Origin of the sequence: Mesonia oceanica (assembly GCF_902499555.1) — a bacterium.
Classification (GTDB): Bacteria; Bacteroidota; Bacteroidia; order Flavobacteriales; family Flavobacteriaceae; genus Mesonia; species Mesonia oceanica.
Map to the genome: position 1 here is coordinate 127,206 of NZ_CABVMM010000011.1, position 26,647 is coordinate 153,852.

A 26,647-nucleotide genomic window follows, 5' to 3' on the forward strand; every position below is an offset into this window, starting at 1 on the left:
TTCATTATTGGAATAATAATGACTAAAAGAATAATGCTCATCATATAATTACTGTTGTTTTTCATTTTTATAAATAAAAAAGCCATCCGAAAAAGGATGGCTTAAATTTTAGTGACCATCCATCCATTAATTTCTAATAATAGAAATGACTAGAAGGATAGTTGATATGTTATTGCTTGATTTCTTCATAATTATTTGATGAAATTATAGTTTTAATATGTATCGGCCAAAATTTGATCCACTTAAAATGTTAAAATGTGTGATTTTTATTGAATCCTCAATTTTAGTTGAAAAAAATATCGATATGAAAATTATTAGCTGCTATTACGTAGGCTTATTTTATTCGTTATGGAAAAATAAATAGCCTTACTCAGGTATTTTAAAAAAAACAGGTATTAGTACTCATGTATAATAAAATGATATGTAATAATTTGGTTGATAGAATAATAACCAAAAAACTATCAAATCATGCATAATTTTCTTACAAGTCTTCGACCCTTAGCATTTAAGAGCGATAATGGAATTGAAAATGGTAAAATTAAAAGGTTAATCCCATCGAGTATGGTTGATACGCCTGTGATGGATTATCAGAAGTGGCTCAACGAGTCGAAAGATAAATTAGCTTCCTTAGAAAATGTTTCTGCAGATGAAAAAGTAGCGATTATTGGTTCTGGGATGAGCGGATTAATAACTGGTTTTGAATTACTGAGATCCGGATTTACCAATTTTAAAATTTATGAAGCTACCAATAGGATTGGTGGCAGGTTTTATTCTTATAAATTTCCTAATGACGATAATAATTTTGCAGAGCTGGGAGCGATGAGATTTCCGCCTTCAGAAAATTGCCTGTATTGGTATATTAAATTTTTGCAGGATAACTCTAGTAAACATTCCCACGATATTATTTTAAATTCAGATTTCCCAGATCCCGGATTGGTTCCTACATTGGTGTTATACAATGGAACGCAATATGAGGTGAACCCGGGAGAGCCACTTCCTGAAGTTTTTAAAGATATTAATGAAAGTTGGAATGGCTTTCTTCATACCCGAGAACCTATTTTATTGGCAAACGGAGTACAATTAGATCCGCCGGCTCAGATTATGGACTGGCTTGATTTATCCCGACCGGATGTTTATAATCCTGTAAAAGCTCAAAATGCTTGGCAAGGTTATGTCAATTATTTTAAAGATAAAAGTTTTGTAGAAGGTGTAATCGCTATTTTTTGTCAGCCTAATGCTCCTAAAACTTTTAATACAGAAACGAATGAGTGGGGAGAAACTTATGAATGGAAGTATCCTCAGGATATTGAAAAATTTGGAACGATAGGAACGGGAATTGGTGGAGAATATCCGTTGTTTAATATTGGATTTATCTGCATGTTGAGGTTTACCTTAAATAAACTGGAAGAAAACCACGCTTTATTGGTGACTGGAACAGATTCTGTAGTAGATGCTTTAGCCGATTATGATTTTAACGGAAAAAAACTACGTGATTTTATCGAATTAAATTCACCTGTACATCATATTCAACCGGATGATACAGGAGAAACTATTGGTCTTTTAAATAATGAGCAAAAATTACTTGATGATAAAATTAATCATTTAGTAATGGCGACTACCCACCGTTCTGCAGAAATAGAAATGGGTATTGATTCTTTGTGGCAGCGAAAACAAAGAGATGTAGCAGAAAAAATTATTCCACAGCGAAAGAGACAGTCCATAGGTAATTTACACATTGCTCAATCCAGTAAATTTTTCTTAAAAGTAAAACCTTGGTGGGTAGGGGAGGCAAATAAAGATAAGGTAAGATGCATCACTACCGATACGGCAATGGCTAACTTTTATACGTTAGAATATAATAAAGAAAGTGAAGATGCTGTTTGTTTGATGAATTATGTTTGGGAAGACTATTCTGAAAAAGCCGAATCCTTGGGAGAGTTAAATGATAGGTATCAACGTTTTCTTTCTGATTTAAAACAATTGGACGACATCGATTATATTTTAGATGCAATGCCCGATAAAGTAGATGCTTCCAATGCAGTAAAAATAGATTGGCAATTAAAGCAATATTACAACGGTGCTTTTGCTTTATCTGAAGCTACTCAAGAAGATTATTTAAGTAAGTTATTTTATAATTTCATGGATGTATCTAAAGATAAGGCCAAAATATACTTTGCCGGTGATAGTTATTCGTGGGTCGGTGGCTGGGTAGAAGGAGCCTTACAAACTGGTTTAAATGCTTTTTCTGCGATAGCAACAAATATGGGAGGTAAATTAACGGCAAATGATTATAGTCCTTTTGAGAATTTAAATTCAGAATCCATTAGATATGATAATCCCAGTTGGAACGATGCTGTGATTTCTTTTGGTCCTTATGGAGGTTCTTCGGTACACACCCAACCTTTTAATCAGCCTTTAAGTACTAACGATTCATTGGTATTGCACATACAGGGAAATTGCATTTGCGGAGTAGAGGTAAACCAACAACTTATAGGCGGTAAGACAGGTTATAAAACAGTAAGTATCAATCTAGCTGAACCGGTAGAGCATTTAAAGTTATATGTGATTGATTCTGACTATTACCGGGCTACGATTGTAAATTGTATTGAAGTTAATGGAGAGATTTATGGAGGAAAGCCGGAAGAGGGAGCACTTGTTTATGAAATGTCTTTCCTTAGTCATATGTACTTTTCTAATATTAATGGACTTACCGGAGATGCTGTTGACCGATTAGGCTTTTCATTTAGTGAACCTGTTTTGGAAAAAAAGTCAACGAGTGAAACAGCCAACAAAGTATCTAATTTAAGCCAATTAGCTACTTACTCATTTCTATTAATCATGTGTTTTTTCAGCTTACTTTCTTGTAAAGAAGAAAAGAAGGAGGAAGCTCCAATTAAGGAAACAAAGAAACCCACTACAGAGCAGAGTAATGAAAATATGGGAATTAAACCTCAGCATTTTTCAATTTATAAAGAAGAAAGTGAATTTCATTTTCCGGAAGATTCTACCAAAATCTATGAGTGGCTTGCTAATAGGGATACCCTAAAAATAACTCAACATGCTTGGGGGATTTGGGAAAACCTTACTCGAAAGACCAATCAAACTTATAATGGAGATACCTTATATGTGTTCGAAACGTGGATGGGCGTAGATGAACTTGCAAAAATGTCTGCAGCACAAGATAGGGAAGGAGGGTGTAATCAACTAAAAACTGAACGGACAGATTTAGAAATTCCGAAACAGTTTTTTCACGCACAACTTTTTGCAAATCAAGCTAAAATTGATTCAACTTTTAAAGTATTGGAAACCGTTTCATACAATCCAAGTGCAGCTTGTTTTGCTACCCAAAATTTAATTTTTAATAAGAGTGTGCTTGATGGTTACTACCGAAAAGATAAGATTGGTAAAATTCCTGACTTTCCTGCAGATGCGATTACTACCAAGCCTACTTATTATGCAGGAAAACCAAATAGTGATGATCTTATAAGGGTTCCGGTTTGGCCTGGAATGCCTAATCCTGCAAAAGAATTTGGAAACGAGGATTGGAATTTCTATGTGTTTGTAGATATTACCAATGGTCAAGCTAAAGATAAAAAGCTAGTTCCGGTGAAAGGAAATAATCCTACAGATAAAGAAATAGCTAAAGCTACTTGTAATTTAAATGAATTTATTCATTATAAAATAGATCAAGAGGGAGCTGCTTATTTAAATAAACACGAAGATATTGATACCAAAACATCCAGTCAGTTTAAAGTTGGGGATTATGTACTTTTAGTAGGAATGCATGTAGGTACTAAAGAAATTAGCAATTGGACTTGGCAAACTTATTATTGGACGTATAGACCGGACAATCCTACCAGTCCAAGTTCTAAGTTTAATGCCGAGTTAAGGCCTTCGTCTATTACCGGGGCCGCTGCAAATTATGCCGTTTCTACTGCTTATGCAATGGTATGGCCTAACCAACCTATCACTGGAGGAAGTGATAAAGGTGCTGAAGCTATCATTTCGTTTAACCCTTATTTAGAGGGAAGTTTTGGACCTGGGGTATTTCAGTTTAAGAATACCTTTAAGCCTTCTTATAAATATGGAGTACAAACTAATTGTATGACTTGCCATGCTTTGGCCATTCCACCTGGAGGAAAATATTCTACCGCACAATACATAAGCATGGATAATGAGTATTTTAAAAATCAAGTTCAGTTAGATTTTGCTTGGTCTATACAAGGAAACCTTAATAAAGATAAGTAAAGTAAACAATTGAAGTGATTAGATAAAGTTGAAAAGGCAAGCCTTCTGTAAGTGCTTGCTTTTTTTATTTGTAGCTACAGTTTAAAACATCCATCGCTACTTTAGTATGATTTATTCATTTTGGTTGAGGTTAATTGTAAATAATAATCTCCTTTTCATTTAAGAAAGCAATCCCTTTAGTTTTGGTTGTCTGGCTATAATCAATTTCTATTTCTGGGTTGCTAGTTTTTAAATTCGTGTAGTTTTTTTTGATTTAATTAGGTTTTTTGATATAAAAGTTAAAAATTAGTAATAATTTTTTTTATCGCTATAAATTCCTTCTGAGGCTGTTTAATCGCTTAAAAAAATCAGTTCAAAGCATGCTTATTTTTAACAACAAATGTTAATGAAATATTAAATTTAACAGTTTAAGTGTTGTTATTTCCGATTAAGTGCTTATTTTTGCTTTGTAATTGATGCTGAGTTAATGGCGTCGATAACACAGAGGATATTTTTAACACTTAATTTTAGGACTATGGGCGTGTTATCATTTATAAAACGGTTTTTAATTTTTGTAAGCCTTTGGGTAATTGTTTTTGGTGCAATTTGCACTGTTTTCCCATTTCAGTATTTTAATCAGAAATTTACAGAAGCTTATAATTTAGAACAAAGTCGAGAGGTAGATCATTCTCAAGAATTGGCAACTTCTAATCAACATCAATCAGACATTATTAACTATTAAACAAGACTTTACTTTAGTATATATTTAAGGCTTTATCTGAAAAGATAAAGCTTTTTTGGTTTTAATAACTAGTTAGATTTTAATTAGATAGACAGGTTTTTCTCTTTTTATTTACCGAAGCGTTTTCTGTAATGAATATTTTAATTTAAAAAATTGGTTAAATAAACGTTTTTTATCGGCTAAAATGTTAATAAATCATTAAAAAGCAGATAAAGTGTAATTTAAATCGATTAAATGCATATATTTGTAATGTAATCGAAACAGCTCATGGTAAGTGAGCGTTAATTAAAATAAATTGAACTATGGGAATTTTATCTATACTAAAAAAAAGCATGTTATTTATAACCATTTGGGTGGTTGTATTTGGTACGGTTTGCTATATATTTCCATTTCAATATTTCAATGAGAAATTTACAGAAGCTTATCATATAGATCAAACGCAAGAAGTTGATCGTTCTCAGGATGTTGCCGTGGATAATAATAGTGACTTAAAATCTGATTATGAATTCTAAAAAGAAAGAGTAAAAATCATTTCATACTTGTTTGTTTGAAAAAGCCTTATCAAATTTGATGAGGTTTTTTGTTTAGTAATTTTAACTTTCCAGCATTTGATTTAATCTATTATGAAAAGACTTCCAATAATGAGCTTTCTAATTTTGCGTATAGAAAAGGATCATCAATTTCCAAAAGCTAGACTTTAAGGTAGAGAAATTTTAAATACTTTCTATCAGTTAAAGTATTTTTATCTAGTAATGCCTGAGCCAGAGTGAAGCTCAGTTTTATATTTTATCGATCATTTGGTAATACTTCCGTCTAAAAGATTAATGATTTTAGTGGCATAAGCCGCATTCGTTTCAGAATGGGTGACCTGAATAATGGTCACGTTATCCTCTTCATTTAACTGTTTAAACAGCTGCATAATTTCTTCACTTTGTTTAGAGTTCAGGTTTCCTGTCGGTTCATCGGCAAGGATAACTTTGGGTTTAGAAATAAGAGCTCTGGCAATGCCTACGAGTTGTTGTTGACCACCGCTTAACTGATGAGGAAAAAGATCTTTTTTTCCTACGATATTGAATCGGTCAAGCATGTCGCTTACTAAAGCTTTGCGTTCAGAAGACTTCACTTTTTTATAAAGAAGGGGCGTCTCTATATTTTCATAGACCGTTAATTCATCGATCAAATGGTATTGTTGAAATACAAAACCGATGTATTCTTTATATAAATTAGATCGGTGTTTTTCTTTTAAGGTATGTATTGGTTGTTCCTGAAAATGATAGGTTCCTTCCTGAAATCCATCCAACATTCCAATTACATTGAGTAAGGTGGATTTTCCAGATCCGGAAGGTCCCATAATTGAAATGAATTCTCCTTCTTGAACCTGAAGACTCACATCATTAAGTAGGAAGATATTTCTTCCACTTTGTTTGACCCATTTATAAATATGTTGAAGTTCTAAAAGCATTGGTTTTTATTTTATATATGTTATTTTATTCAGTACGTAATGAGTTAACTGGATTCTTTCGGGAAGTTGATAGGGTTTTAAGACTAATAATCACAAGAGCCAAAACAAGCATTACCAATCCGCTTAAGGCGAAAACCCACCAGCTCATTTCGGTTCTAAAGGCATAATCCTGAAGCCAGTTTTGAATTCCCCACCCCGCAAACGGAACTGCAATTAAGAAAGCAACGGCTATTAATTTTAAAAAATCTTTGCATAATAAAAGGTTGAGTTGAGCCACTGTTGCGCCCAAGACTTTTCGAACCCCTATTTCTTTGGTACGGCGCTCTGTTGTATGAATAACGAGTCCCAGTAAGCCAAGACAACCTATGATCACTGAAAGGCCCGTGGCCCATTTAAGTAAGGTTGCAATCTGCTTTTCTTGACGGTAAAAGTCAGCAATGCTTTCATCAATAAAAGTCATTTTAAAAGCTTCTCCAGGGTATATATTTTTATAGATTTCCTCAACTTGTGCTATTGTCTTACTCCAATTTTCGGACGTTCCTCCAAAAACTATATGAACATTGTTAAACTTAGTACGTCGCTCTCTACTTGTATCTCCGGTTAACATTAGCGGAATGACTCCGCTTTTAAGAGAGCGTTGCTTAAAATCTTTCATGACCCCTACGATCAATTTTTTATTGTTATTCAACTCAATGTATTCTCCCAAAATATTTTCCGGATTTTGAAACCCGAAAGCACGCATCCCTGTTTCGTTGATAACATATTCTTCAATGGTATCATTCAAGGCTTTTCTTCCGGCCAGAATATCAATATCGTATACATCCAGATAATCTGTATCGGCATTAAGTAGCTGTATTTCTTCAGTTAATTCTTGATTTCCCTTTTTTAAAACTCCCATTCGGGTTGCCCTATTGTAAGACGCCGGAGGCATTCCTCCCAGACTTACTTTAGAAACATCGGGTAGTTTTTTAATTTCGTTTTCTAAAATGAGTCTTTTATTGACACTATTATCTTCCCAAGGGGTTTGTATATATGCAACAGCATCTGTTCTAAAACCCAGATCGCTGTGCATCATAAAATATATTTGCTTACTAACAAGTAAGGTGGCGATTACAAAACTCTGAGCAATAACAAATTGTGAAACCGTTAATATTTTGCGTAAAGAACCTTTGTTTTCAGAACGTATAAGCGCTCCTTTAAGCGCTCGAGAAGGTTTAAACCGCGAAAGCACAAGCCCTGGATAAAACCCGGATAAAAATGTTATGATAACGATGAGCCCAATCATTAGAGCAATAAACCACGGTGTTGCCATGAGCATTGGGGTAATACCCTCCGCAACGAAATCATCAAAGATTTTTAAGGCCAAAATTGATAAGAGAACGGAAGAGAAAGCAGCAACGAGGGTTAGCAGAAAGGTTTCTCCAAGAAACTGAATAACCAACTGCTTTTTTGAACTTCCTAATGTTTTGCGAATGCCTATTTCTTTTGCCCGCTGCGTGGCTTGGGCAGTATTGAGGTTTATAAAATTGATACTTCCTAAAAGGAGTAAGAAGATTGCTATAAAAATAAGACTGATCAATATATTCTTATTAGCTTCCTGCCGGGTATAATCATAAATACCATATTCCTGATCAAAGTGTAAATCTGAAAGTGGTTGTAAATTAAACGTTCGCTTATTATTGTATTTTACCATATCGGCATCTACATGCTGTTCGCTTAAAGTTAATAGCTGACTTTTTATTTGTGTGGCTGTACTATTTTTTGAAATTTTAATATAGAGTTGAGAAGCATTGTTTGTCATTCCCCAGCTATCACTAAAAATTTGATCTTTACTATCGGTTTGCTTTGCGGTTTCTAAAGAAACAAATTCATCAAAGAAGAGATCTGAGCGCTTGTCAAAATCTTCGACAATACCAGAAACCACAGCTTGTATCTCAGTGTTATACTCAATCGTCTTTCCTAGAATGACTGCCAAAGGCGTATTTGGAAAATATTGTAGCGCACGTTTACGGGTAAGCACTACTTTGTTAGGGCCTTGTAAAGCGTCTGCTTTAGAACCTGCAAGCCAGTTGTATTGAAAAATATCAAAATAGCTTGCCTCTGTAAGTATGATTTTCTGAGGATCTTGAAAAACTTGCTCACCAGTAGCGGCTTTAGATTCGCTAATCCACCAATTAAAAAAATAGGCGGATTGGTCAATTCCTGTCAAATCTTCCCGTGCAGCAATACGCATAGGTGGTGCGACTCCGCCGTTTTTTAAATTTCCCTGAGGCGTTTCAAAATCTGTTACAACCCTATAAATGCGATCCCCATCTTTGTGAAAGGTATCAAAACTGAATTCATAATACACCATCAAGCTAATTATAAACGAAGCGCTCAAGCCAATGGCGAGACTGATGATATTGATTGCCGAAAAAAGCTTGTTTTTCCAGATGTTCCTCCAAGCGATCTTAAAATAGTTTTTTAACATGATTTCTTGATTTACATGATTTTATTCTTCTGAACGAAGGGATTTTACAGGATTTTGAACCGCTGCTTGTATGGTTTTGCTACTTACTGTTAATACTGCTATGATGAGCGTTAATAATCCTGCTCCAGCGAAATACCAGCCATTCAAATTTATGGTGTAAGCGTAGTCTTCTAACCATTTTTGACTTGCCCACCAACTAATTGGGGCAGCAATAGAAAATGCGATCATAATTATTTTTATAAAATTGTTTATAGGATAGTTCGTGTATGCCATATATACACAGTAAAATACCAGAGTAAAACGCTATACTTAATCCTATTAAATTAAGGGCAGTTAATTTCTTGTCTTTCCAAAGACTCCGCCAAGTGATTTTAAAATAATTTCTAATCATAAGTAATTATATTAGTTCTATATCGTGCTAATCAGTTCTTAAATTTTTTACTGGATTTGCAAGCCCAGCCTTTATAGCTTGAAAGCTTACAGTGGCTAAAGCAATAAATAAGGTAATGATACCTGCAGATATGAAAATCCACCAATTCAATGGAGTTTGATAGGCGAAATCCTGAAGCCATAGCTGCATTAGATACCAAGATATTGGTATAGCAATAACAGCTGCAATTAAAATTAAAATTAAATATTCTTTAGAAAGTAAACGAGTGACCTGAAAAACGGATGCCCCTAGTACTTTTCGGATTCCAATTTCTCTTTTTTTAAGTTGGGCAGTATAGGTGGTTAATCCAAATAAACCTAAACAAGAAACAAAAATGGCAATCCAGGTGAAGATGTAAAACAATTCGCCTGTGCGTTTATCGTTTAGATACATTTTCTCATACGAGGCATCCAGAAAAGAATAATTAAATTCAAAATCAGGTGTATATTCTTTCCAAATATTTTCTAAAGCTGTAATTGTTGCAGCTGTATTTTCTTCTGATGTTTTTAAATAAACCCGATAGGTATGCGGTTCATAATACATAACCATAGGTCCGATATCATTTTTTAAAGATTTAAAATTAAAATCTTCAACGACTCCTATAATAGTTCCTTTACGTTCATAAAGTTCAAAGTTTTTTCCTATTGGGTTTTTAATCCCAGTTAATTTTACCGCAGTTTCGTTTAGAATATAATGTGTTGAGTCGGTGCTAATACCTTTAAAATTTTCTCCGGCATTCAATTTCATTTTCATTAATGGAATGAAATCTTCATCAATTGCCATCGGAGTTACCACCATTTCATTTTTTTCTCTACTAGAATCCCAAGCTACATCTCCTGTAGAATTTGTGTTATTTATAATGGGGTTTGAAGCAAAAGAAACAGCACTAACACCCGGAATATTTTTAAGCCTTTCTTTTACAGTAGCTGCGTGATTTTGCATCGAGTTACTCATCCAAAAGTTTAACACTTGGGTGCGATCGTATCCGGGATTTTTAGAAGTTATATACTCTAACTGACGTGAAATGACCATTGTTCCGATGATAAGCATGACAGAGAAAACAAATTGTATCGTAACTAATAATTTCCTTAGGTTTCCGCGACTCATTCCGCTCATATTCCCTTTAATCGCCAATAAGGGTTTAAAAGAGGTAAGTATGAATGCTGGGTAAATTGAAGACACGATAATGATAATCAAAAAGACACATAAAAAAATGAGCGACAAAGAGCCATCTAAGAAATTAATATTTAAATCTTTAGCAGTAATTTCTTTAAAGGCTGGCGTAAAAGCATATACTAAGACAATTGCTAATATTGCAGCAAGACTAAAGAATAAAACAGATTCTGTAATGAATTGTAGGAGTAAGCTCTTTTTCTGAGCTCCAATAATTTTACGAATACTCACCTCTTTCGTACGCCGAGATGCCCTCGCGGTTGAAAGGTTTACGTAATTGATACAAGCGATAGAGAGTATTATAAATAAGACTATACTAAAAATCTTAACGGTATTAATTCCTTGAGGAATTCCACCTGGGCTATACAAATTCATCTGGTTTATGGGTTGCAAGTAGTAAGCCTTATCAGATTTAAATAATTCTGCATTGGGATCATTAGCTTGTTGAATGTAAGTTAATTTTTTATTTACTTTCTTGTGATGTTGGGAATCATATAACTCTACATAGGTTATAAAATTAAAATTGCCCCAATCGGCTTCCATAGATTTCCAGTAAGGATTGTTTACATACGTGTTTCTAATGATGTCTAAGGAAAAGAACATTTCATAGTTAACACTAGAATTTTCCGGTAAATCATTCACTACTCCAGTTACCGTAAATAAATCTTCAAAATCGGCCTTAATTGTTTTTCCAACTGCTTTTGTAGTACCAAATAGTTTTTCTGCTGTTGAAGCGGTAAGTACAACTGAGCGGGCGTCTTTTAAAAACATATCTCTATTCCCTGCTATTACCTTTCGTTGAAACATATCAAAAAAATCGACATCAACATAGGCACCTCTAATGTCAAATTTATGATCTCCCACACTATAAGTTCTGTAGGAATAGTTCTCTCGAAGGCGAACGGCGTGTTTTACCTCGGGAATATCATTCTGAGCGTATGTAGCTACCGGTCCGGTCGATACTCCCCAGGTTTGTATACCATCACCACTTTGAATATTACTAGATATTCTAAAAATGTTTTCGTGATTTATAAATGAATTATAACTCAATTCTGATTTCACCCAAACAATAATGAACATAGCGATAGTTAAAGCTATGGTTAAACCTAAAAGACTGATTAAGTTATAAAACTTATCTTTTAAAAGATTCCGCCAGGCGATTTTGATATAGTTTTTGAACATGCTAATGCTTTTATTTGATAAGAACTTTGATGAATTTTTTAAATAACTATAAATATACTTGCTATTCCGCCCTAAGGCTTTTGATCGGATTGGCGATGGCCGCCTTAATGGCCTGAGTGCTTACCGTGATGATAGCGATACAGATGGCAGCAATCCCGGCAGCTATAAATACCCACCAATGTATTTCTATTCTATAGGCATAATCTTGTAACCATTGTTCCATTACAAACCAGGCTATAGGAAAGGCGATGATGCAGGAAATTATTACTAGTTTGAGAAATTCACTAGATAATAGTTTAGCAAGATTATCGACACTTGCCCCTAGAACTTTTCGAATTCCGATTTCTTTTTTACGCTGTTCAGCAGTATAGGCAGCTAGTCCAAATAAACCTAAGCAAGAGATAAAAATTGCTAATAGTGCAAATACTTTAGTAAGATCACCTATTAAAGTTTCGCTTCTAAATCTTGAATCAAAAGAATCCTCAACGAATGTGTATTCAAAAGGAAAAGCAGGGTTGTAGGTGTTGACCACGCGCTCCAGTTTAGCTAAAGCAGATTCGTTACTAACACCAGCTTTCTTTTTAACGTATAAAAATCTGGCATCCTCCTTTCCGCTAAAAAAAATTAGTGGTTTACTAGCTCCATACATATCACCATATAGATAATCTTTAACTACCCCTACAACGGTATAGGCTTGTTCGCGATGTACAACTTTTCCAATAGGGCTATCATCTCCCATCAATCTAGCAAAAGATTGGGTAACGAGTATGTTTGTACTGTCTTTTGCTAAATTCTTACTAAAGTTTCTACCCTCGACAATTTCCATTCCCGCCGTATTTAAAAAGTCGGAAGTAATCCACCTAAACCTGATAAGAATATCTTCTGTATTTATGCCTCCTTGCCAATTTAGTCCTGATCCATTATACCCTGCAGAAAAGATTTTGGAACTATTTAAAGCAACGTGACTGAACATTCCTGAAGAAATTAAGTCTTGCTGAATGGGAGGGAAGCTGGAAATCATATTTCCATTTACCGGTATTTCGATGAGGTTTTCTTTTTCAAATCCAAGTTCTCTATTTTTTACGTGTTCGATTTGTTGATAAACAATAATAGTGCTGATAATGAAAATAATAGAGACGGAGAACTGAGTAATTACGAGTCCTTTCCTTATAAATATAGCACTGCTTTTTTTTGTTCTAATGCCCTTAAGAACCTCTACAGGTTTAAAAGAAGAGAGGTAAAAGGCAGGGTAAAGACCGGCAAAAACTCCGCATAAGAGGGTTATTGATATAAAAAAAAGTAAATGTAAAGGTTGATTTAATCCTAATGTTAATTGTTTTTCTACCAACATATTAAATTTAGGAAGCATTAATATAATAAGTAAAATACTAATGAAAGATGACAAAGCGGCTGTAATTACAGCTTCAATAATAAATTGATAAGTAAGTGTTTTCTTTTCGGAACCCAAAGCTTTACGAACCCCTACTTCATTAGCTCTTTTTTCACTCCTCGCGGTTGCTAAGTTCATAAAGTTAATGCAGGCAATTACCAAAATGATTATAGCGATAATGATAAACAGCTGAACAAATTTTATTTCTCCTCCATCTACCTTACCATTTTTAAACTCTGATCTTAAATGCCAATCTTGAGAAGAATGAAGAAATGCTTCTGTGTCATTTTCTTCTTTTTTTGAAGGTAGAATTTTTCTTACTTTTTCATCTACACTCACTACATCTACACCAGGAGCTAGCTTTACAAAGGTGTCCGCAAAATTATTTCCATATCCTTTTGCCCAAGGATTATCATTGATGAAATTATCAAAGGGTACCAGCCAATTAAAGGAAAATGAAGTATTGTCTGGTAAATCTTTTATAACTCCGGTTACGATAAAATTTTCAGAATTATTGACAAGAACATTTTTGCCTAACACCTGAGTGTTTTTCCCAAAAAGATTAGCCGCAGTTTCCTGAGTAATGATGATGGAATTTGGGTTATTAAAGGCAGTTTCTTTAGTCCCTTCAATAAAGGACAGTCCAAAAATGTCGATCATATCATAATCTGCATATTCACCAGAACTTTTAATAGTATTATCTCCAACATTAAATAAAAAATTACTAGTCCAGAGTCTTCCTGCTTTAACTACTTCAGGAATTTCTTCTTTCAAGTCGGCGGCTAGTGGTCCCGGTGAAGAATAAAAAGTTCCCCATTCTCCTTCGTACATTTGATTGGTTGGAACATAGTAGACAAGATCTTTTTCCGGGATACTACTATTGTAATTAAATTCATTTTCTACCCATAAAAATATTAGGCTTGCACAAGTTATTCCGATGGCTAAACCGATAATATTCAGAGAGCTGTAACCCTTGTTTTTCCAAAGATTTCTAAAAGCTATTTTGATATGATTTTTAAACATAAAAAGTGTTTATCGGGATTGATGAAGTCCCTTTTTAGTTAGATTAATGAATGAAACCCCTTGGAGTATTAAAGTTCGACCTTTGGTCTTTTTTTAAATTCTGAAAGAATATTTTCAGTTACTTTTTGTCCGTCGAGCATCCTAATGATGCGGTGGCTGTATTTGGCGTCATGTTCGCTATGGGTAACCATAATAATGGTAGTTCCGGTAGCATTCAGTTCAGTTAATAAATCCATGACCTCATTACCGTTACTACTATCTAAGTTCCCGGTAGGCTCATCTGCAAGAATGAGTTTGGGGTTATTTACTACGGCACGAGCTACAGCGACACGTTGTTGTTGACCTCCGGAGAGTTGTTGTGGAAAGTGCTTACGACGGTGCATAATTTGCATTTTTTCAAGTACCTCGTGAACGCGTTCTTTGCGTTCAGCGGCTTTTACACCGGTATAAATTAAAGGTAGCTCTACGTTTTCAAATACACTAAGTTCATCAATAAGGTTAAAACTTTGGAACACAAATCCAATGTTATGCTTTCTAAGATTGGCTCGCTTGCGTTCATTAAATCCGGCAACTTCCGTTCCGTTAAAGAGGTAGCTGCCCCCATTTGGGTCATCCAAAAGCCCTAAAATATTGAGTAGGGTAGATTTTCCGCAACCCGATGGTCCCATTACCGATACAAATTCTCCTTCTTTCACTTCAAAAGAAAGCTTATTAATAGCAATGGTCTGTACTTCTTCTGTGCGATAAAACTTTTCGAGATCTGTTATTTTTATCATGATGAATGTATTAGTCCTGAATAATTATAGTTTAAAATTAGCATATTTAGTCTTTTAATACCAGTTCTTGGATGTCTCCATAATTGCTGTAGCTGGAAGTAATCACTTGGTCACCGGGCTCCAAACCTGAAAGTACTTCATAATATTCTGTATTTTGGCTTCCCAATTGAATATCGGTCTTGTAAGCAATTTTGCCGTCTTCACTAAGTTTAAAGATCCAGTTTCCACCGGTTTCCTGAAAAAAGCCACCTTTAGGAATAAGTAGAGCTTCTTTTTCTCGGCTCAAGGCTACTCGAATTTGAAGGGTTTGCCCTCTTCTTAATTTCTCAGGCGCTTCTTCCATAAAAGTCATATCTACCTGAAATCTTCCGTTAGTCACCTGCGTATATACTTTTTTTATTACTAATTGATAACTATTGCCGTCAAAATTAAAGCTTCCCTGTTGTCCTGCATATATTCTTGAAATATAATGTTCATCTATATCTGCACGAACTTTATAACCACTAATCACATCAATTTGACCTAGGCGTTCTCCTTTCGATTTAGATTGACCTATTTCTGCATCTAAAGAAGTTAGCTGCCCGTCAACCGGGGCTCTTACCACTAGGTCTTCTACTTTTTTACGCATTAATTCTAGCGCTTTTCGTGTTTTTTCATAAGATTCTCTTACCTGTACATTTTCCTGTTTAGAAGAAATAGTATCTTGTTGCAGTACTTTTTCAGTTAGAGCTAAACGATCTTTTTGGTAATTATAGTTGTTTTTAGTTTCGAGGTATTCTTGTTTGGCTACCACTCCTTTTTCAAAAAGTTTTTTATTCAATTTATATTTTCTTTCCGCTTCTCGAAGACTACTTTTTACTTCAGTAAGCTGATTGAGTTTATTGATGGTGTTCTCTCGAGAAGCATTTTGTGTACGCTGCATTTGAGTAAGCAGGTTATAGACTTGGGTTTCTTGATTTACCAGACTTAATTCTAAATCGGTATTTGATAATCTTAGAATAGGTTCTCCTTTTTTCATAAGCGTACCGTCTTCTACAAACTTTTCTTCCACACGACCGCCTTCCAGCGCATCTAGGTAAATTGTGGTAATAGGCATCACAACACCATTAACCGGAATATTTTCCTGAAAAACCCCATTTTTAACAGCATGAATGCTGATGCGTTCACGATCAATATTAAGCTTCGTGCTACCACTAGAAGAGAGTAATATAAATATGATAAACCCTATTAGAAGTGCTGCGCCAATAATCAGCGCAATTCTTTTTGGCGTAAAACGTTTCTTTTCTAATGCAATATCCATTGTTCAATAACTGTCTTTAAAATCATTTAAATCATTAGTCATAATGATGCCATAAGTTTAAATAGTTGTATTCTAGTATTTTACTGTTTTTATTGAAATAAAAAGTGTTCGATTTTAATACACTAGCTGTTCGGAAATAAACCAGTTTTGTAAGGTTTTAAATTTCTAAAGTCATTCTTATTGATAGGTAACAGAAAGTTGTAATATTGTAGGTATGCAACTAAAAAATGCGAACATACTGGTTATAGACGATGATCCCGATGTGTTAACTGCATTGCGGATTATGCTGAAATCTTTAGTAAATAAAGTAGTTACAGAAAAGAACCCGAATAATATCACCGCTCTTTTAGAACAAGAAAAATTTGATATAATTATTCTGGATATGAATTTTAATGGAGTGGTAAATACTGGTAATGAAGGAATTTTCTGGCTCCATAAGATTAAACAGCTCGATCAAAAAGTAGAGGTCATCTTAATTACTGCTTACGCTGATATTGATCTGGCCATACGTTCCTTAAAAAAAGGAGCTTCAGATTTTTTGATAAAACCCTGGAAAAATCAAAAAATGATTGAAGCTTTAACATCCCTGGTTGAAAAAAAGTCAGTAAAACCAAAACTATCGAGACCTACCGCTGCCGGAAATAAAATTATTGGCGAAAGTGAAGAAATGCAGTTGGTGTTTGAAAAACTAAAAAAAGTAGCTCCTACAGATGCTAATGTCTTGATTTTGGGAGAAAACGGTACAGGTAAAGATTTAGTGGCAAGGGCAATTCATGATCAATCCCTTCGGAAAAACAAGCCGTTTGTAAAAGTAGATGTAGGTGCGCTCACGGAGAGTTTGTTTGAAAGTGAACTTTTTGGATATAAAAAAGGAGCGTTTACCGATGCGCGGGAGGATCGTAAAGGGCGTTTTGAAGCAGCCAATGGTGGGACACTTTTTTTGGATGAAATAGGAAATATTAGCTTGCGCCAACAGGCAAGATTGCTTACGGTGTTACAAAACCGTACCATTACTCCCTTAGGATCTAACGAAAGTATAGCTATTGATATTCGGCTAATTTGTGCGACAAATTTAGAACTGAGTGATCTTGCCGATGAGAATACGTTTCGCAAGGATTTAATTTACCGCATTAATACGGTAGATCTCATGGTGCCACCACTTCGCGAGCGAGGTACCGATATTACCATACTTAGTCGCTATTTTACTGATATTTATGCCGAAAAATATTTTAAAGGTCCATTTTCTTTTGAGAAAGACTTTTTTAGTAAGCTAAAGTCGCATTCTTTTCCCGGAAACGTTCGTGAACTTCAGTATGTGTTAGAAAGAGCCGTGATTATGGCCGATGATGATACACTAACTGCGGAAGATTTAGTGTTTTCCGGATTGGAAAAGTCGGTAGAAAGCCCTAACGGAATTCAGGAGACCAATCTCGAAACGGTAGAAAAGCAAACTATTTTGAAGGTTATCGAGAAGAATAAAGGGAATATTTCTAAATCGGCTAAAGAGTTAGGGATTACCAGAGCAGCATTGTACCGCAGACTTAATAAATATGACTTATAAAAAATATACTTTAGGTCTTTTAATAAGATTGGTGGTTTTAACACTGGGTTTAGCTGCTGTCGCTTTTGGAGTTAGCATGAACCAAATGGCATTGCTTATGGTAGGAGCAATACTTTCATTAGTGGTTTTTTATAAGCTGTATAAATTTATAACCCGTCGCTTCGTGGCGATGGACGATTTTTTTGAATCGGTTAAGTACAACGATTTTTCAAGACGATTTGTAAGCAAAGGAGCTCCGGAAGATTTAGCGCGACTTCACGAAGGCTTTAACCTCATTAATGATAAGATTCGTGAGATCAACTCGAATAAGGAGGCGCAATATCTTTATCTTCAAAAAATATTAGAAATGGTTGATGTCGGGATAATTTCTTATCATCAAAAAACCGGCGACGTACTTTGGGCGAACGAAGCGATTAAGAAAACGTTGAGTATTCCTTCTTTTAAAAATATTAAGTTTCTAAAAAGCAGAAAACCGGAATTGTTTGAGAACATTTTTGAAATGAGTCATCTTACCGGGAGCTCCATAAGTATTCAAGTAAATGGGGAAAAGCTAAAAGTATTGGTTTCTGAAACGGTTTTTTATGAAAATGAAGATTCCTTTAAGATTATTCTACTTCAAAATATTGACGAAACCCTGAACCAAAACGAATCTGAAGCCTGGAAAAAGTTACTAAGTGTAATGACGCACGAGATTATGAATTCTATTGCGCCCATTTCTTCGTTGGCAGATACCTTACAATATCAGGTAGGGGAGAACCTTAAAAATCCTGAAGAAAATGCTTTGGATATTTTAGATTTAAATGAAGCCATTGGAAGCATTAAAAAGCGAAGTGAAGGTTTAATGAAATTTGCTAAAACCTATCGTAGCCTAAATAAAGTTACCCATATTAATCGTAGTAATGTGTATGTAGAAAATCTTTTTGCTTCCATAGAACGATTAATGAAACCTTCTTTAGCTTCTAAGCATATAGCATTAAATTTTGATCTTTCTAATTCACAGTTGCAGGTAAAAATAGATAGTTATCTTATCGAACAGGTATTGATTAATTTGATTGTGAATGCACGGGATGCTTTGCAAGGAAAAGAAGGAGCAGAGGTGCTGATAACTGCAAAATCTACTACCGACGGTTACACGCTTATAAAAGTAATCGATAATGGAAATGGTATTCCGCCAGAAATTCAGGAAACCATATTTGTTCCTTTCTTTACCACCAAAAAGAATGGTAGTGGTATTGGCTTAAGTTTATGTAAGCAAATTATGATGTTACATAAAGGAAAAATCCAAATTCATAGCGAAGAACATAAAGGGACATCGATAAGTCTTTTGTTTTTATAGTTTTTTGCTTTTGAAAAGCTGTTAGCGAAAGAAAATTTACTCAAAACTGTTGATCAAGTTAACTATTTGTGAGCCGATGTGTTGTATTTAATATTAAATCAATTCCATTAAAATTGACTTCTAAAAACCAAAAAACCCTGTAAAATCATAGATTTTACAGGGTTTTATATGGTTAAGAATAGTTTTCTTAGTGACCTCGGCAGGATTCAAACCTGCAACCTTCTGAGCCGTAATCAGATGCGCTATTCAGTTGCGCCACGAGGCCTTTTTGCGGGTGCAAATATATTTCTTTTTAATAAAACTACAAGGGCTTTTTGAGAAAATTCAAATTTTAAATTTCATTCCTTATTTCTATCTTCGGATTTTATAATCAATTCTTATGAATTTAGAAAGTTATATTAGAACAGTACCTGATTTCCCAAAGAAAGGGATTTCTTATAAAGATATCACACCGCTATTGCAAAGCCCCGAAGCTCTAGACTTTTGTATAAAAAGTTTTACAGAAAACATAGATGCCAACATAGATATGGTGGTAGGGATAGAGTCTAGAGGTTATTTTTTAGCAACTTTACTGGCCAAACATTTTCGTGCCGGTTTTGTACCTATCCGAAAAAAAGGAAAGTTACCTTATAAAACCTTACAAGAATCGTACGATTTAGAATACGGGCAAGACCAATTAGAAATTCACGAAGATGCTATTAAAGCAGGGCAGAAGGTTTTAATTCATGACGATGTGCTCGCTACCGGGGGAACGGCGCAAGCAGCTTGTAATTTGGTAGAACGCTTGGGAGGTGAAATTGTTCAATGTAATTTTTTAATAGAACTTTCTTTTTTAGAAGGAAGAAGCAAATTAAAAGGCAAGAGCATACATTCGTTGTTAAGCTACTAGTTTTGTAATAACTTTTGGTTTGGGTTTCTTGCTGCGTGTTTAGTTACCCAAGCCTTCCATCCAATAATGGCTAATTGTAATTTATTGGCTTTTTCTAAATCCAGTCCTTTTTTGGTATAATTGGGCAACAATACTTTATTTAATTTAGAAAGTCCTCTGAAGATGGATGTTTTTAGTCCCATGGTTTTTCTTTTAAAAATACAAAATCCTTGACAGTCAAGCTCTCAAGGATGCTGTTTTTAAGAAAATTATAGGGTTTAGAGACTGTTTAAATTTTTAAACCCCAAGTCTGATAGTTTATTGATTAAACTTTTTTCGCTATATCCACTCCATTTTCTCATGAGCTTACCTGTTGGATCAATAAGTACAAAAGTAGGGAAGCTTGATGCTCCATATTTGATAAAAGTTTTGCTTTTACTGCCTTTTCCGTCCCAAACACTCTCCCAAGTAATTTGATCTCTTTTTAGTGATTTAAGCCAAACTTCTTTATTTATATCTCCTGAAATACTTATAATTTCTAAAGAATCTATATGTTGATTTAATGTTTTAAGTTCGTCAACAGCTTGTATACAAGGTCCACAATACGCTGTGGTAAAATCGAGTAAAGTATATTTCCCTTTAAGATCGGAAAGTTTTACCGGCTCATTGTTAGCCTTGTAGGCTTCAAAATTGTAATAGGCGTCACCTGCGTCTAATATTTTTTCCTCTAGAAAGATTTTTACGGGTCTACCGTATTTTCCTTGCTGAATTTCAGGATCAAGATTCAGAAAAAGTTTTTTGACTTTTTCTTTAGAGATTTGATTTTTAAGATAGTTCAATTGAATAACACTCGTATGAGCGTTGGGATGATTCTTGATATAATCTATTTTAATGGTTTGCGTTAAACTATCTAGGTGGCTAACTTGTTTGTTGATGGTATTGACTTTCTCCTTATCTCCTGCATAATGGGCTTTCATCACTAAATTAAAAATGGAATCCCTTTTGTTTCTATAGCTTGCTAACAGATTATTTAATTCTATTTCTTGATTTTGGGTGGGCGATCCTGTTATTTTTAACGAATTAGGGAAATCTGAATGATCTCCATTAATTTTAATAGATTCATTTTTTATCAATAAGTTGGTATAGAAGAATTCTTTATTAAGGTTCCCATGGAGCCATAATTGAGTTGGAGGATCAATTAATTTACCTTTAAATTTAAAGTTTTCATTTTCTATAATTGTACTGTCAAAAACAGCATCTGTGTCTAAATTTGTTAAATAAATTTTAGTACTATCGGGTATACCTGAAATTTTTCCTGATATTTCAAACTGGTCTAGGTCGCCTTTAGGTCTCTGTTTACAAGATAATAGTATGCAAATTATGAGTATAAGGGATGAGTGACTTTTCATAATAAGATTTCTGAGTTTAATTATCCTTTATTGATGAACATAAATGGTATTATTCTTAGGGTTTTTAGGTGTTTCCCCGGAAACGATAGTTTCTACATTGTATTTTTCAGGGTCAAAATTCGTGGTACTTCCAAGGGGGTGAACAGTAGTAGTTAAATCGGAGAAAGAAATGATGACATTTTTACCTTCGGCCTGAAAAGCATAGTTAGCGATAGGATCGTTATGTACATTTGTTACTTCACGGAAATGATCATCTGTTTTAAATTTAATTTGGATAGAGAGGTTAATTAGTTGGTTATTGGCATTTCTTTTCATTTTAGTAAAACGAATTTTAGTGCCCTTGAGTTCAGATTCTAATTGAGATTTTATCTGTTTTATTTCCTGATCTGTTGAATTAGAATCTATAATATAAATGGGATTAGAAGGTACTTTTTCTGAAATCTCTTGCTTAGCTGAAGGATAATATTCTACTTCCTCCTTCATATTAAAACTCCATAAGAAGAAGCTTAGTAGCGGTAAAATCAAGGTGCTTTTTAGAAATACGTACTTTTTTGATTGTTTTTTGTTTAACATAAGTATTCGTTTTTTGATGAATGATTGGTGAAATTGATTAGCCAAACTTGGCGCTTGGTAATTGGTAGAAACCTTTAATAAGGTAAGCTCGTAGTTTTTCTGTTGAATTTTATTGGCGTGAGATACTTCTTTGTCAGCAATAAACTCTAAATTTTCTAAGATTCTTTTTTGGTAGAACCAAGCTAACGGATTAAACCAAAATAAAATCGAAATCACTTGATTGCATAATACATCGATGGAATGGTATTGGCGTCCGTGAATTTTTTCATGCTGGATAATAAATTCAAGTTCTTCTTTGGTATATGATTTTAAAGGGTAGGCGATGTAGTTAAAAAATGAAAAAGGGGAAAGTTTTTCTGTAATTTCAATATGATAAAAACCTTCGGAGTCTTTTCGCTTAGGCAGCTTTAAAATTTTCACTAACCCCCAAAGCTGAATGCTAAAGCGAATTAACATCACTGCAACGCCAACTATATAAATGGAGAAGAGTAATTGTCCCCAGTCCAAACTTTCTTCTTTCATAGAATTGTAACTATCCATCGGAATTTCATTTAAATTGAAAGGAGTAGGAGAGGTTTCCAAATAAATTACTCGTGTAAATTCTAAAAAAGGGGATACCAATGCGCAAATAATTCCTGTTAGTAAAAAGTAACGAATATGTTTAAAAAGTGTTTCTTTTCTTAGCAAGAAAAAATCTACCAAGAAAAATAAACTAAGAATAGCGGTGCTTTTTAAGAGATAGGTAAAAAAATCCATTACTTTTTACTTTCAATAATTTCTAAAATCTCCCGTAATTCTTCCGCACTAATTTTTTCTTCTTTCGCAAAAAAAGAGACCATCTTTTTGTAAGAATTATCAAAAAACTTCTGGGATGCATTTTTCATAAAATAAGAGCTATAAGCTTCTTTGCTAATAAGCGGATAGTAACGGTGCGTATTTCCAAAAGCTTCATGACCTATAAAATCTTTCTTTTCCAGTTTTCTTACAATTGTAGAAACCGTATTGTAATGCAATTTGGTATTGGGCATTTCGGCTAAAACTTCTTTTACAAATGCTTTTTTCAGTTTCCAAAGTGCTTGCATGACCTCTTCTTCTTTATTAGTAAGTTTTTCCATATCTTATAATTTTGGGTATTCCCTAATGAGGGATTTAGAACATTTCAAATATATAACTATTTTTGTAGTTAGTCAACTAAAATAATAGTTGTTTTTTATCAGGTTTATTTACTCTTAAACCTATAGAATTTTTTAAAATAAAATTAGTCGTAAATTGCTTGCCATATTAGTTACATTTATTTAACGTTTTTATAAAGAAAATTTTATGAAGAAGCGCTACACGATCTTTTTTGTGATAAACTTATTTTTTAGTGCACTATGTACTTCTCAAGACTTAGCCATTAATGAGGTGATGGCTTCTAACGATTCAACCATACAAGATAATGACGGGGATTACGAAGATTGGATTGAGATTTATAATTATGGCACTGTTGCTGTCAATTTAGAAGGCTTTGGCTTAACAGACGATCCTGCAGTACCTTTCCTTTGGACTTTTCCTGCATATATCATTCAGCCTAACGAATTTTTATTGGTATGGGCTTCAGATAAAGACATTGCGGAAGTAGGGCAAGCCCTGCACACCAATTTTAAGATTAGTTCAGGAGGGGAGGATGTCATTCTTACCAATCCGGAAGGAGGTTTAGTAGATCAAGTACCTGCGGTAGATTTAGAAACTGATGTTTCTTATGGGCGTCAACCTGACGGTACCGGTGATTGGTTGTTTTTTTATACAAGTACCCCAGGCGTATCCAATACAGGAACAGGCCTAACTGAGTTAATGACTCCTCCAATATTTTCACACGATTCCGGATTATATAATTCTTCATTCGATTTAACAATAAGTCATTCCAATCCAAATGCAGAGATTATCTATACCTTAGATGGCTCAGAACCAGAACAGAGTAATTTAGCAGGTACTAGCTTTAATTATAAAAATGAATATCCTTTACAAACTACCGATTCTCCCGGTCCTCTTTTGTCCGGTAGTTATATATCCAATACCTATACTGCTTCTATAAGCATAGACGATAGGTCGTCTGAGCCAGATCATTTAACCACTAAAAATCCACACCAATTTGAATTGATTACTCCCATAGATCCGGTAAGAAAAGCTACTGTGATCAAGGCAAAAGCATATGTAGATGGAATAGCTTCAGAAACTGTTTCAAAAACCTTTTTTGTATGGGCAGGAGGAAACCCTTATGATATTCCGGTAATTTCTTTACAAATTCAAGAAGATTATTTATTTGATTATAATGACGGAATCTATACTTCAGGGGTAGATTTTGATACTTGGAGAGCAGAAAATCCAGATAATAATCAATATTGGCGACCAGAATGGAGCAACTACTGGCGACGAGGTCGTGATTGGGAGTATCCTACTAGCATAGAAATGTTTGAACCAACGAGTTTAAATGTGGTTATGAATGTAAATGGAGGTTTAAGGATCCATGGTAATAACTCTAGAGCTCGAGCCATAAAAAATTTACGTTTATATGCTAGAAGTGAATATGGTGGCGAAAATACGTTTGAACATGACTTGTTTAATGTGACTATACCAGATGCAACTTTACCAAATAATACCGAATTTAAAAGAATTATGCTTCGCGGTAATGGTAGTGGCGGTCCTGTTTCTTACGATGTCGTATTTAATAGAGCCATGCAACCCATCTATAATGGTGTAGCGAGAATACAGCCGGCTATTCATTTTATTAACGGAGAATATTGGGGCTTAACCGCTATTCGTGATCGGATCGATGAGCATCATTTTGCCTTGAATTTTGATTTAGATGATGAGGAGATCGCTATTGTAGGTTGTAGAGGGGTGAATTGTGGATTAGACGAAGGGGAGGATGCAGACTTTGACGATTATATTGCTATGCGCGATTTTATTCTTAATAACGATATGGCAGATGATGCCAATTATGAGCAAGCAGCTAGTTTACTGGATATGAAATCTTATATAGATCATATGGTGTTAGAAATTTTTTCAGCTAACGATAGCTATGAAAGAAACTTTTGGAAAGTGAGAACTCCTGTTGATAATAATTATGGCGATGGTAAATGGCGAGTCACCGTACAAGATTTTGAAGCTAGTTTAAATGATGATATCAATTGGTTGGGACATTGGGCAGATCCTGTTAACTCAAGCAATGAAGCTTTGTTAAGTTCGCTTATAGATAATACAGATTTTCAGCACCAATTTATGAACAGGTTTGCCGATATATTAAATACCGTTTTAGGGACCAGTTATTTTAACGATGTAGTGAATTTTACCTTTGCTGAAGTAAGTCCTTATTTGGTAGAAGATCAAGATCGCTATCCAAAAACAGATTTTTATGATTCTGCAGAACAAAGTACACTTTTAAGTTGGGGGAATACCCGTCCTGCCGCACAAAGAGAGCAAATTAAAAACTATTTTTCTCTCAATAGCATTTTAGATTTGACCTTAAATGTTTCAGATGCTGAGGCCGGCTTCGTGAGAATTAATACCATAGAGATTCAAGAAGAAACTCCCGGTGTTGCAGCCAGTCCATATCCTTGGACAGGTAAATATTTTGAAGCGATTCCTGTTAGCATAGAAGCCACTGCTTTCCCGGGATACGAGTTTTCGCATTGGTCAGGAGATGTGAGTGGTACCGATCCTGTACTAAATATAACCCCTTCTGCAAATATGGAAATTCAGGCCAATTTTGAAGCCATAGAAAATCCATCTGAAGTAGTTTATTTTTGGTTAATGGATAGCAATATCCCCAACGATACACCTTTAACAGGATTAGACGCTACGTATGCCAGTAACGAACTTTCAGCAACTATAAATTATACCAGTTGCCTTTCGGGATATCCGTTTACCAGTGACGATCCGGAATGGAGAACCGCTTCTTTAGAAAGGAAAAACTCACCAACCGAGTTAAATTATGTTGCAGAAGCCAATAATGATATTCCTTATTCGGCGGATATCATGAGAGGTGTGCAGGTCAAGCAACCGTTTAGATCGGGAACTTTGGAAAATTATTTAGAATTTGTAATGCCCACTACAGATTTGGAGAATATTAAATTTTCATTTGCAGTAGAAACCAATGGAGCAGCTGAAAGCCTACTTATTGATTATTGGGATGGTAATGCTTGGTCAACCGATAATTTAAGCAATGCTACAGAGAGCGTTCCCGGTGATTACGAAATAATGGAATTTGATTTCTCTAACGTGAGTATCGCCAATAACAATCCTGATTTTAGAGTTAGAATGCGTTTTGATGGGGCCGATATGTTTGTAGATAATGGGGATGAAGTAAGATTCAATAATATTGCTTTAAGAGGAGAATCTACTTTAGCTTCCAAAGAATTTGTTCAGCAAAACTCGATAAAAGTTTATCCTAACCCAACTTATAATTTTGTGAAAATTGAAGCCAGCCATGAACTAAAGAAGCTGGAGCTGTTCGATATCCTAGGAAAGAAAGTAAGGGAATATTCAGTAAGAGGAACCCAAAAGCAAATCAACTTAGAGGAGCTTTCTGCAGGAATTTATTTGTTAAAAGTTTCTGCTGATGGGCAGCATACAACCGTAAAACTTATCAAACAATAAAAAAATATTTTAAAAGTGAAATCCCTTTTCAGTTAACTGGAAAGGGATTTTTTTATGCGGTTGAAAACTGTAATAAACAAAAGCATC

General features: G+C 34.5%; 18 protein-coding genes and 1 tRNA gene. 7 read left to right on the forward strand and 12 right to left on the reverse strand.

Going from position 1 to position 26,647, the window contains the following annotated elements:
* Positions 1-468 precede the first annotated feature (468 nt).
* The 3 genes from FVB9532_RS14195 (at position 469) to FVB9532_RS14205 (ending at position 5,481) form a co-directional block, all read left to right on the forward strand.
* Positions 469-4,248 carry an NAD(P)/FAD-dependent oxidoreductase gene (locus FVB9532_RS14195; protein WP_150545835.1) on the forward strand — a complete coding sequence of 1,260 codons (3,780 nt, stop codon included), beginning with the start codon at positions 469-471 and terminating at the stop codon, positions 4,246-4,248.
* 514 nt (positions 4,249-4,762) lie between these two features.
* Positions 4,763-4,969, forward strand: a complete 207-nt coding sequence (locus tag FVB9532_RS14200) for a hypothetical protein (protein ID WP_150545836.1) — start codon at positions 4,763-4,765, stop codon at positions 4,967-4,969.
* Between the two features lie 302 nt (positions 4,970-5,271).
* On the forward strand, positions 5,272-5,481 hold the full coding sequence (locus tag FVB9532_RS14205; RefSeq protein ID WP_150545837.1) for a hypothetical protein: 210 nt from the start codon (positions 5,272-5,274) through the stop codon (positions 5,479-5,481).
* 281 nt (positions 5,482-5,762) lie between these two features.
* Here FVB9532_RS14205 and FVB9532_RS14210 read toward each other — a convergent pair whose 3' ends face one another.
* The 7 genes from FVB9532_RS14210 to FVB9532_RS14240 form a co-directional block, all read right to left on the reverse strand.
* A complete protein-coding gene (locus FVB9532_RS14210; RefSeq protein ID WP_150545838.1) occupies positions 5,763-6,431 on the reverse strand; it encodes an ABC transporter ATP-binding protein in 669 nt (222 codons plus the stop codon).
* Between the two features lie 25 nt (positions 6,432-6,456).
* Positions 6,457-8,901, reverse strand: coding sequence for an ABC transporter permease (locus FVB9532_RS14215; RefSeq protein WP_150545839.1), 2,445 nt, complete (start codon positions 8,899-8,901; stop codon positions 6,457-6,459).
* Positions 8,902-8,922: 21 nt separating this feature from the next.
* Positions 8,923-9,129 (reverse strand): hypothetical protein, encoded by a 207-nt coding sequence (locus FVB9532_RS14220; RefSeq protein ID WP_150545840.1) that lies wholly within the window; start codon positions 9,127-9,129, stop codon positions 8,923-8,925.
* A 190-nt stretch (positions 9,130-9,319) separates the two neighbouring features.
* A complete protein-coding gene (locus tag FVB9532_RS14225; protein ID WP_150545841.1) occupies positions 9,320-11,686 on the reverse strand; it encodes an ABC transporter permease in 2,367 nt (788 codons plus the stop codon).
* A gap of 61 nt (positions 11,687-11,747) precedes the next feature.
* On the reverse strand, positions 11,748-14,099 hold the full coding sequence (locus FVB9532_RS14230) for an ABC transporter permease (RefSeq protein ID WP_150545842.1): 2,352 nt from the start codon (positions 14,097-14,099) through the stop codon (positions 11,748-11,750).
* Positions 14,100-14,167: 68 nt separating this feature from the next.
* Positions 14,168-14,875, reverse strand: coding sequence for an ABC transporter ATP-binding protein (locus FVB9532_RS14235; RefSeq protein WP_150545843.1), 708 nt, complete (start codon positions 14,873-14,875; stop codon positions 14,168-14,170).
* A gap of 46 nt (positions 14,876-14,921) precedes the next feature.
* Positions 14,922-16,175 (reverse strand): efflux RND transporter periplasmic adaptor subunit, encoded by a 1,254-nt coding sequence (locus tag FVB9532_RS14240; RefSeq protein WP_150545844.1) that lies wholly within the window; start codon positions 16,173-16,175, stop codon positions 14,922-14,924.
* Between the two features lie 214 nt (positions 16,176-16,389).
* Between FVB9532_RS14240 and FVB9532_RS14245 the strand changes: the two genes are divergently transcribed.
* Together FVB9532_RS14245 and FVB9532_RS14250 are read left to right on the forward strand one after the other, a co-directional pair.
* Complete coding sequence (locus tag FVB9532_RS14245) at positions 16,390-17,736, forward strand: sigma-54-dependent transcriptional regulator (protein WP_150545845.1); 1,347 nt, start codon at positions 16,390-16,392, stop codon at positions 17,734-17,736.
* Positions 17,726-19,072 (forward strand): sensor histidine kinase, encoded by a 1,347-nt coding sequence (locus tag FVB9532_RS14250; protein WP_150545846.1) that lies wholly within the window; start codon positions 17,726-17,728, stop codon positions 19,070-19,072. The genes FVB9532_RS14245 and FVB9532_RS14250 overlap by 11 nt, the downstream gene beginning before the upstream one ends.
* A 191-nt stretch (positions 19,073-19,263) precedes the next feature.
* Here FVB9532_RS14250 and FVB9532_RS14255 read toward each other — a convergent pair.
* Positions 19,264-19,337 (reverse strand) — tRNA-Arg (locus FVB9532_RS14255).
* A gap of 114 nt (positions 19,338-19,451) precedes the next feature.
* Here FVB9532_RS14255 and FVB9532_RS14260 point away from each other — a divergent pair.
* Positions 19,452-19,961, forward strand: coding sequence for an adenine phosphoribosyltransferase (locus FVB9532_RS14260; protein WP_150545847.1), 510 nt, complete (start codon positions 19,452-19,454; stop codon positions 19,959-19,961).
* Here FVB9532_RS14260 and FVB9532_RS14265 read toward each other — a convergent pair.
* From FVB9532_RS14265 to FVB9532_RS14280, 4 genes are all read right to left on the reverse strand, one after another.
* Positions 19,958-20,143: an SsrA-binding protein gene (locus FVB9532_RS14265; RefSeq protein WP_150545848.1), complete on the reverse strand. Its 186-nt coding sequence runs from the start codon at positions 20,141-20,143 to the stop codon at positions 19,958-19,960. The genes FVB9532_RS14260 and FVB9532_RS14265 overlap by 4 nt on opposite strands.
* Before the next feature lie 75 nt (positions 20,144-20,218).
* Entirely contained in the window at positions 20,219-21,349 is a 1,131-nt protein-coding gene (locus FVB9532_RS14270; protein WP_150545849.1) for a TlpA disulfide reductase family protein, read from the reverse strand.
* A 27-nt stretch (positions 21,350-21,376) separates the two neighbouring features.
* Positions 21,377-22,678, reverse strand: coding sequence for a M56 family metallopeptidase (locus FVB9532_RS14275; RefSeq protein WP_150545850.1), 1,302 nt, complete (start codon positions 22,676-22,678; stop codon positions 21,377-21,379).
* Complete coding sequence (locus tag FVB9532_RS14280) at positions 22,678-23,037, reverse strand: BlaI/MecI/CopY family transcriptional regulator (protein WP_150545851.1); 360 nt, start codon at positions 23,035-23,037, stop codon at positions 22,678-22,680. Before FVB9532_RS14280 ends, FVB9532_RS14275 begins: the two co-directional genes overlap by 1 nt.
* A 205-nt stretch (positions 23,038-23,242) precedes the next feature.
* On the opposite strand from FVB9532_RS14280, the gene FVB9532_RS14285 reads away from it, so the two are divergent.
* Positions 23,243-26,560 carry a CotH kinase family protein gene (locus FVB9532_RS14285; protein ID WP_150545852.1) on the forward strand — a complete coding sequence of 1,106 codons (3,318 nt, stop codon included), beginning with the start codon at positions 23,243-23,245 and terminating at the stop codon, positions 26,558-26,560.
* Positions 26,561-26,647: the final 87 nt, after the last annotated feature.

Coding starts and splice junctions, on each gene's coding strand:
- FVB9532_RS14195 (WP_150545835.1), top strand. CDS start 469: ATGCATAATTTTCTTACAAGTCTTCGACCCTTAGCATTTAAGAGCGAT.
- FVB9532_RS14200 (WP_150545836.1), top strand. CDS start 4,763: ATGGGCGTGTTATCATTTATAAAACGGTTTTTAATTTTTGTAAGCCTT.
- FVB9532_RS14205 (WP_150545837.1), top strand. CDS start 5,272: ATGGGAATTTTATCTATACTAAAAAAAAGCATGTTATTTATAACCATT.
- FVB9532_RS14210 (WP_150545838.1), bottom strand. CDS start 6,431: ATGCTTTTAGAACTTCAACATATTTATAAATGGGTCAAACAAAGTGGA.
- FVB9532_RS14215 (WP_150545839.1), bottom strand. CDS start 8,901: ATGTTAAAAAACTATTTTAAGATCGCTTGGAGGAACATCTGGAAAAAC.
- FVB9532_RS14220 (WP_150545840.1), bottom strand. CDS start 9,129: ATGATCGCATTTTCTATTGCTGCCCCAATTAGTTGGTGGGCAAGTCAA.
- FVB9532_RS14225 (WP_150545841.1), bottom strand. CDS start 11,686: ATGTTCAAAAACTATATCAAAATCGCCTGGCGGAATCTTTTAAAAGAT.
- FVB9532_RS14230 (WP_150545842.1), bottom strand. CDS start 14,099: ATGTTTAAAAATCATATCAAAATAGCTTTTAGAAATCTTTGGAAAAAC.
- FVB9532_RS14235 (WP_150545843.1), bottom strand. CDS start 14,875: ATGATAAAAATAACAGATCTCGAAAAGTTTTATCGCACAGAAGAAGTA.
- FVB9532_RS14240 (WP_150545844.1), bottom strand. CDS start 16,175: ATGGATATTGCATTAGAAAAGAAACGTTTTACGCCAAAAAGAATTGCG.
- FVB9532_RS14245 (WP_150545845.1), top strand. CDS start 16,390: ATGCAACTAAAAAATGCGAACATACTGGTTATAGACGATGATCCCGAT.
- FVB9532_RS14250 (WP_150545846.1), top strand. CDS start 17,726: ATGACTTATAAAAAATATACTTTAGGTCTTTTAATAAGATTGGTGGTT.
- FVB9532_RS14260 (WP_150545847.1), top strand. CDS start 19,452: ATGAATTTAGAAAGTTATATTAGAACAGTACCTGATTTCCCAAAGAAA.
- FVB9532_RS14265 (WP_150545848.1), bottom strand. CDS start 20,143: ATGGGACTAAAAACATCCATCTTCAGAGGACTTTCTAAATTAAATAAA.
- FVB9532_RS14270 (WP_150545849.1), bottom strand. CDS start 21,349: ATGAAAAGTCACTCATCCCTTATACTCATAATTTGCATACTATTATCT.
- FVB9532_RS14275 (WP_150545850.1), bottom strand. CDS start 22,678: ATGGATTTTTTTACCTATCTCTTAAAAAGCACCGCTATTCTTAGTTTA.
- FVB9532_RS14280 (WP_150545851.1), bottom strand. CDS start 23,037: ATGGAAAAACTTACTAATAAAGAAGAAGAGGTCATGCAAGCACTTTGG.
- FVB9532_RS14285 (WP_150545852.1), top strand. CDS start 23,243: ATGAAGAAGCGCTACACGATCTTTTTTGTGATAAACTTATTTTTTAGT.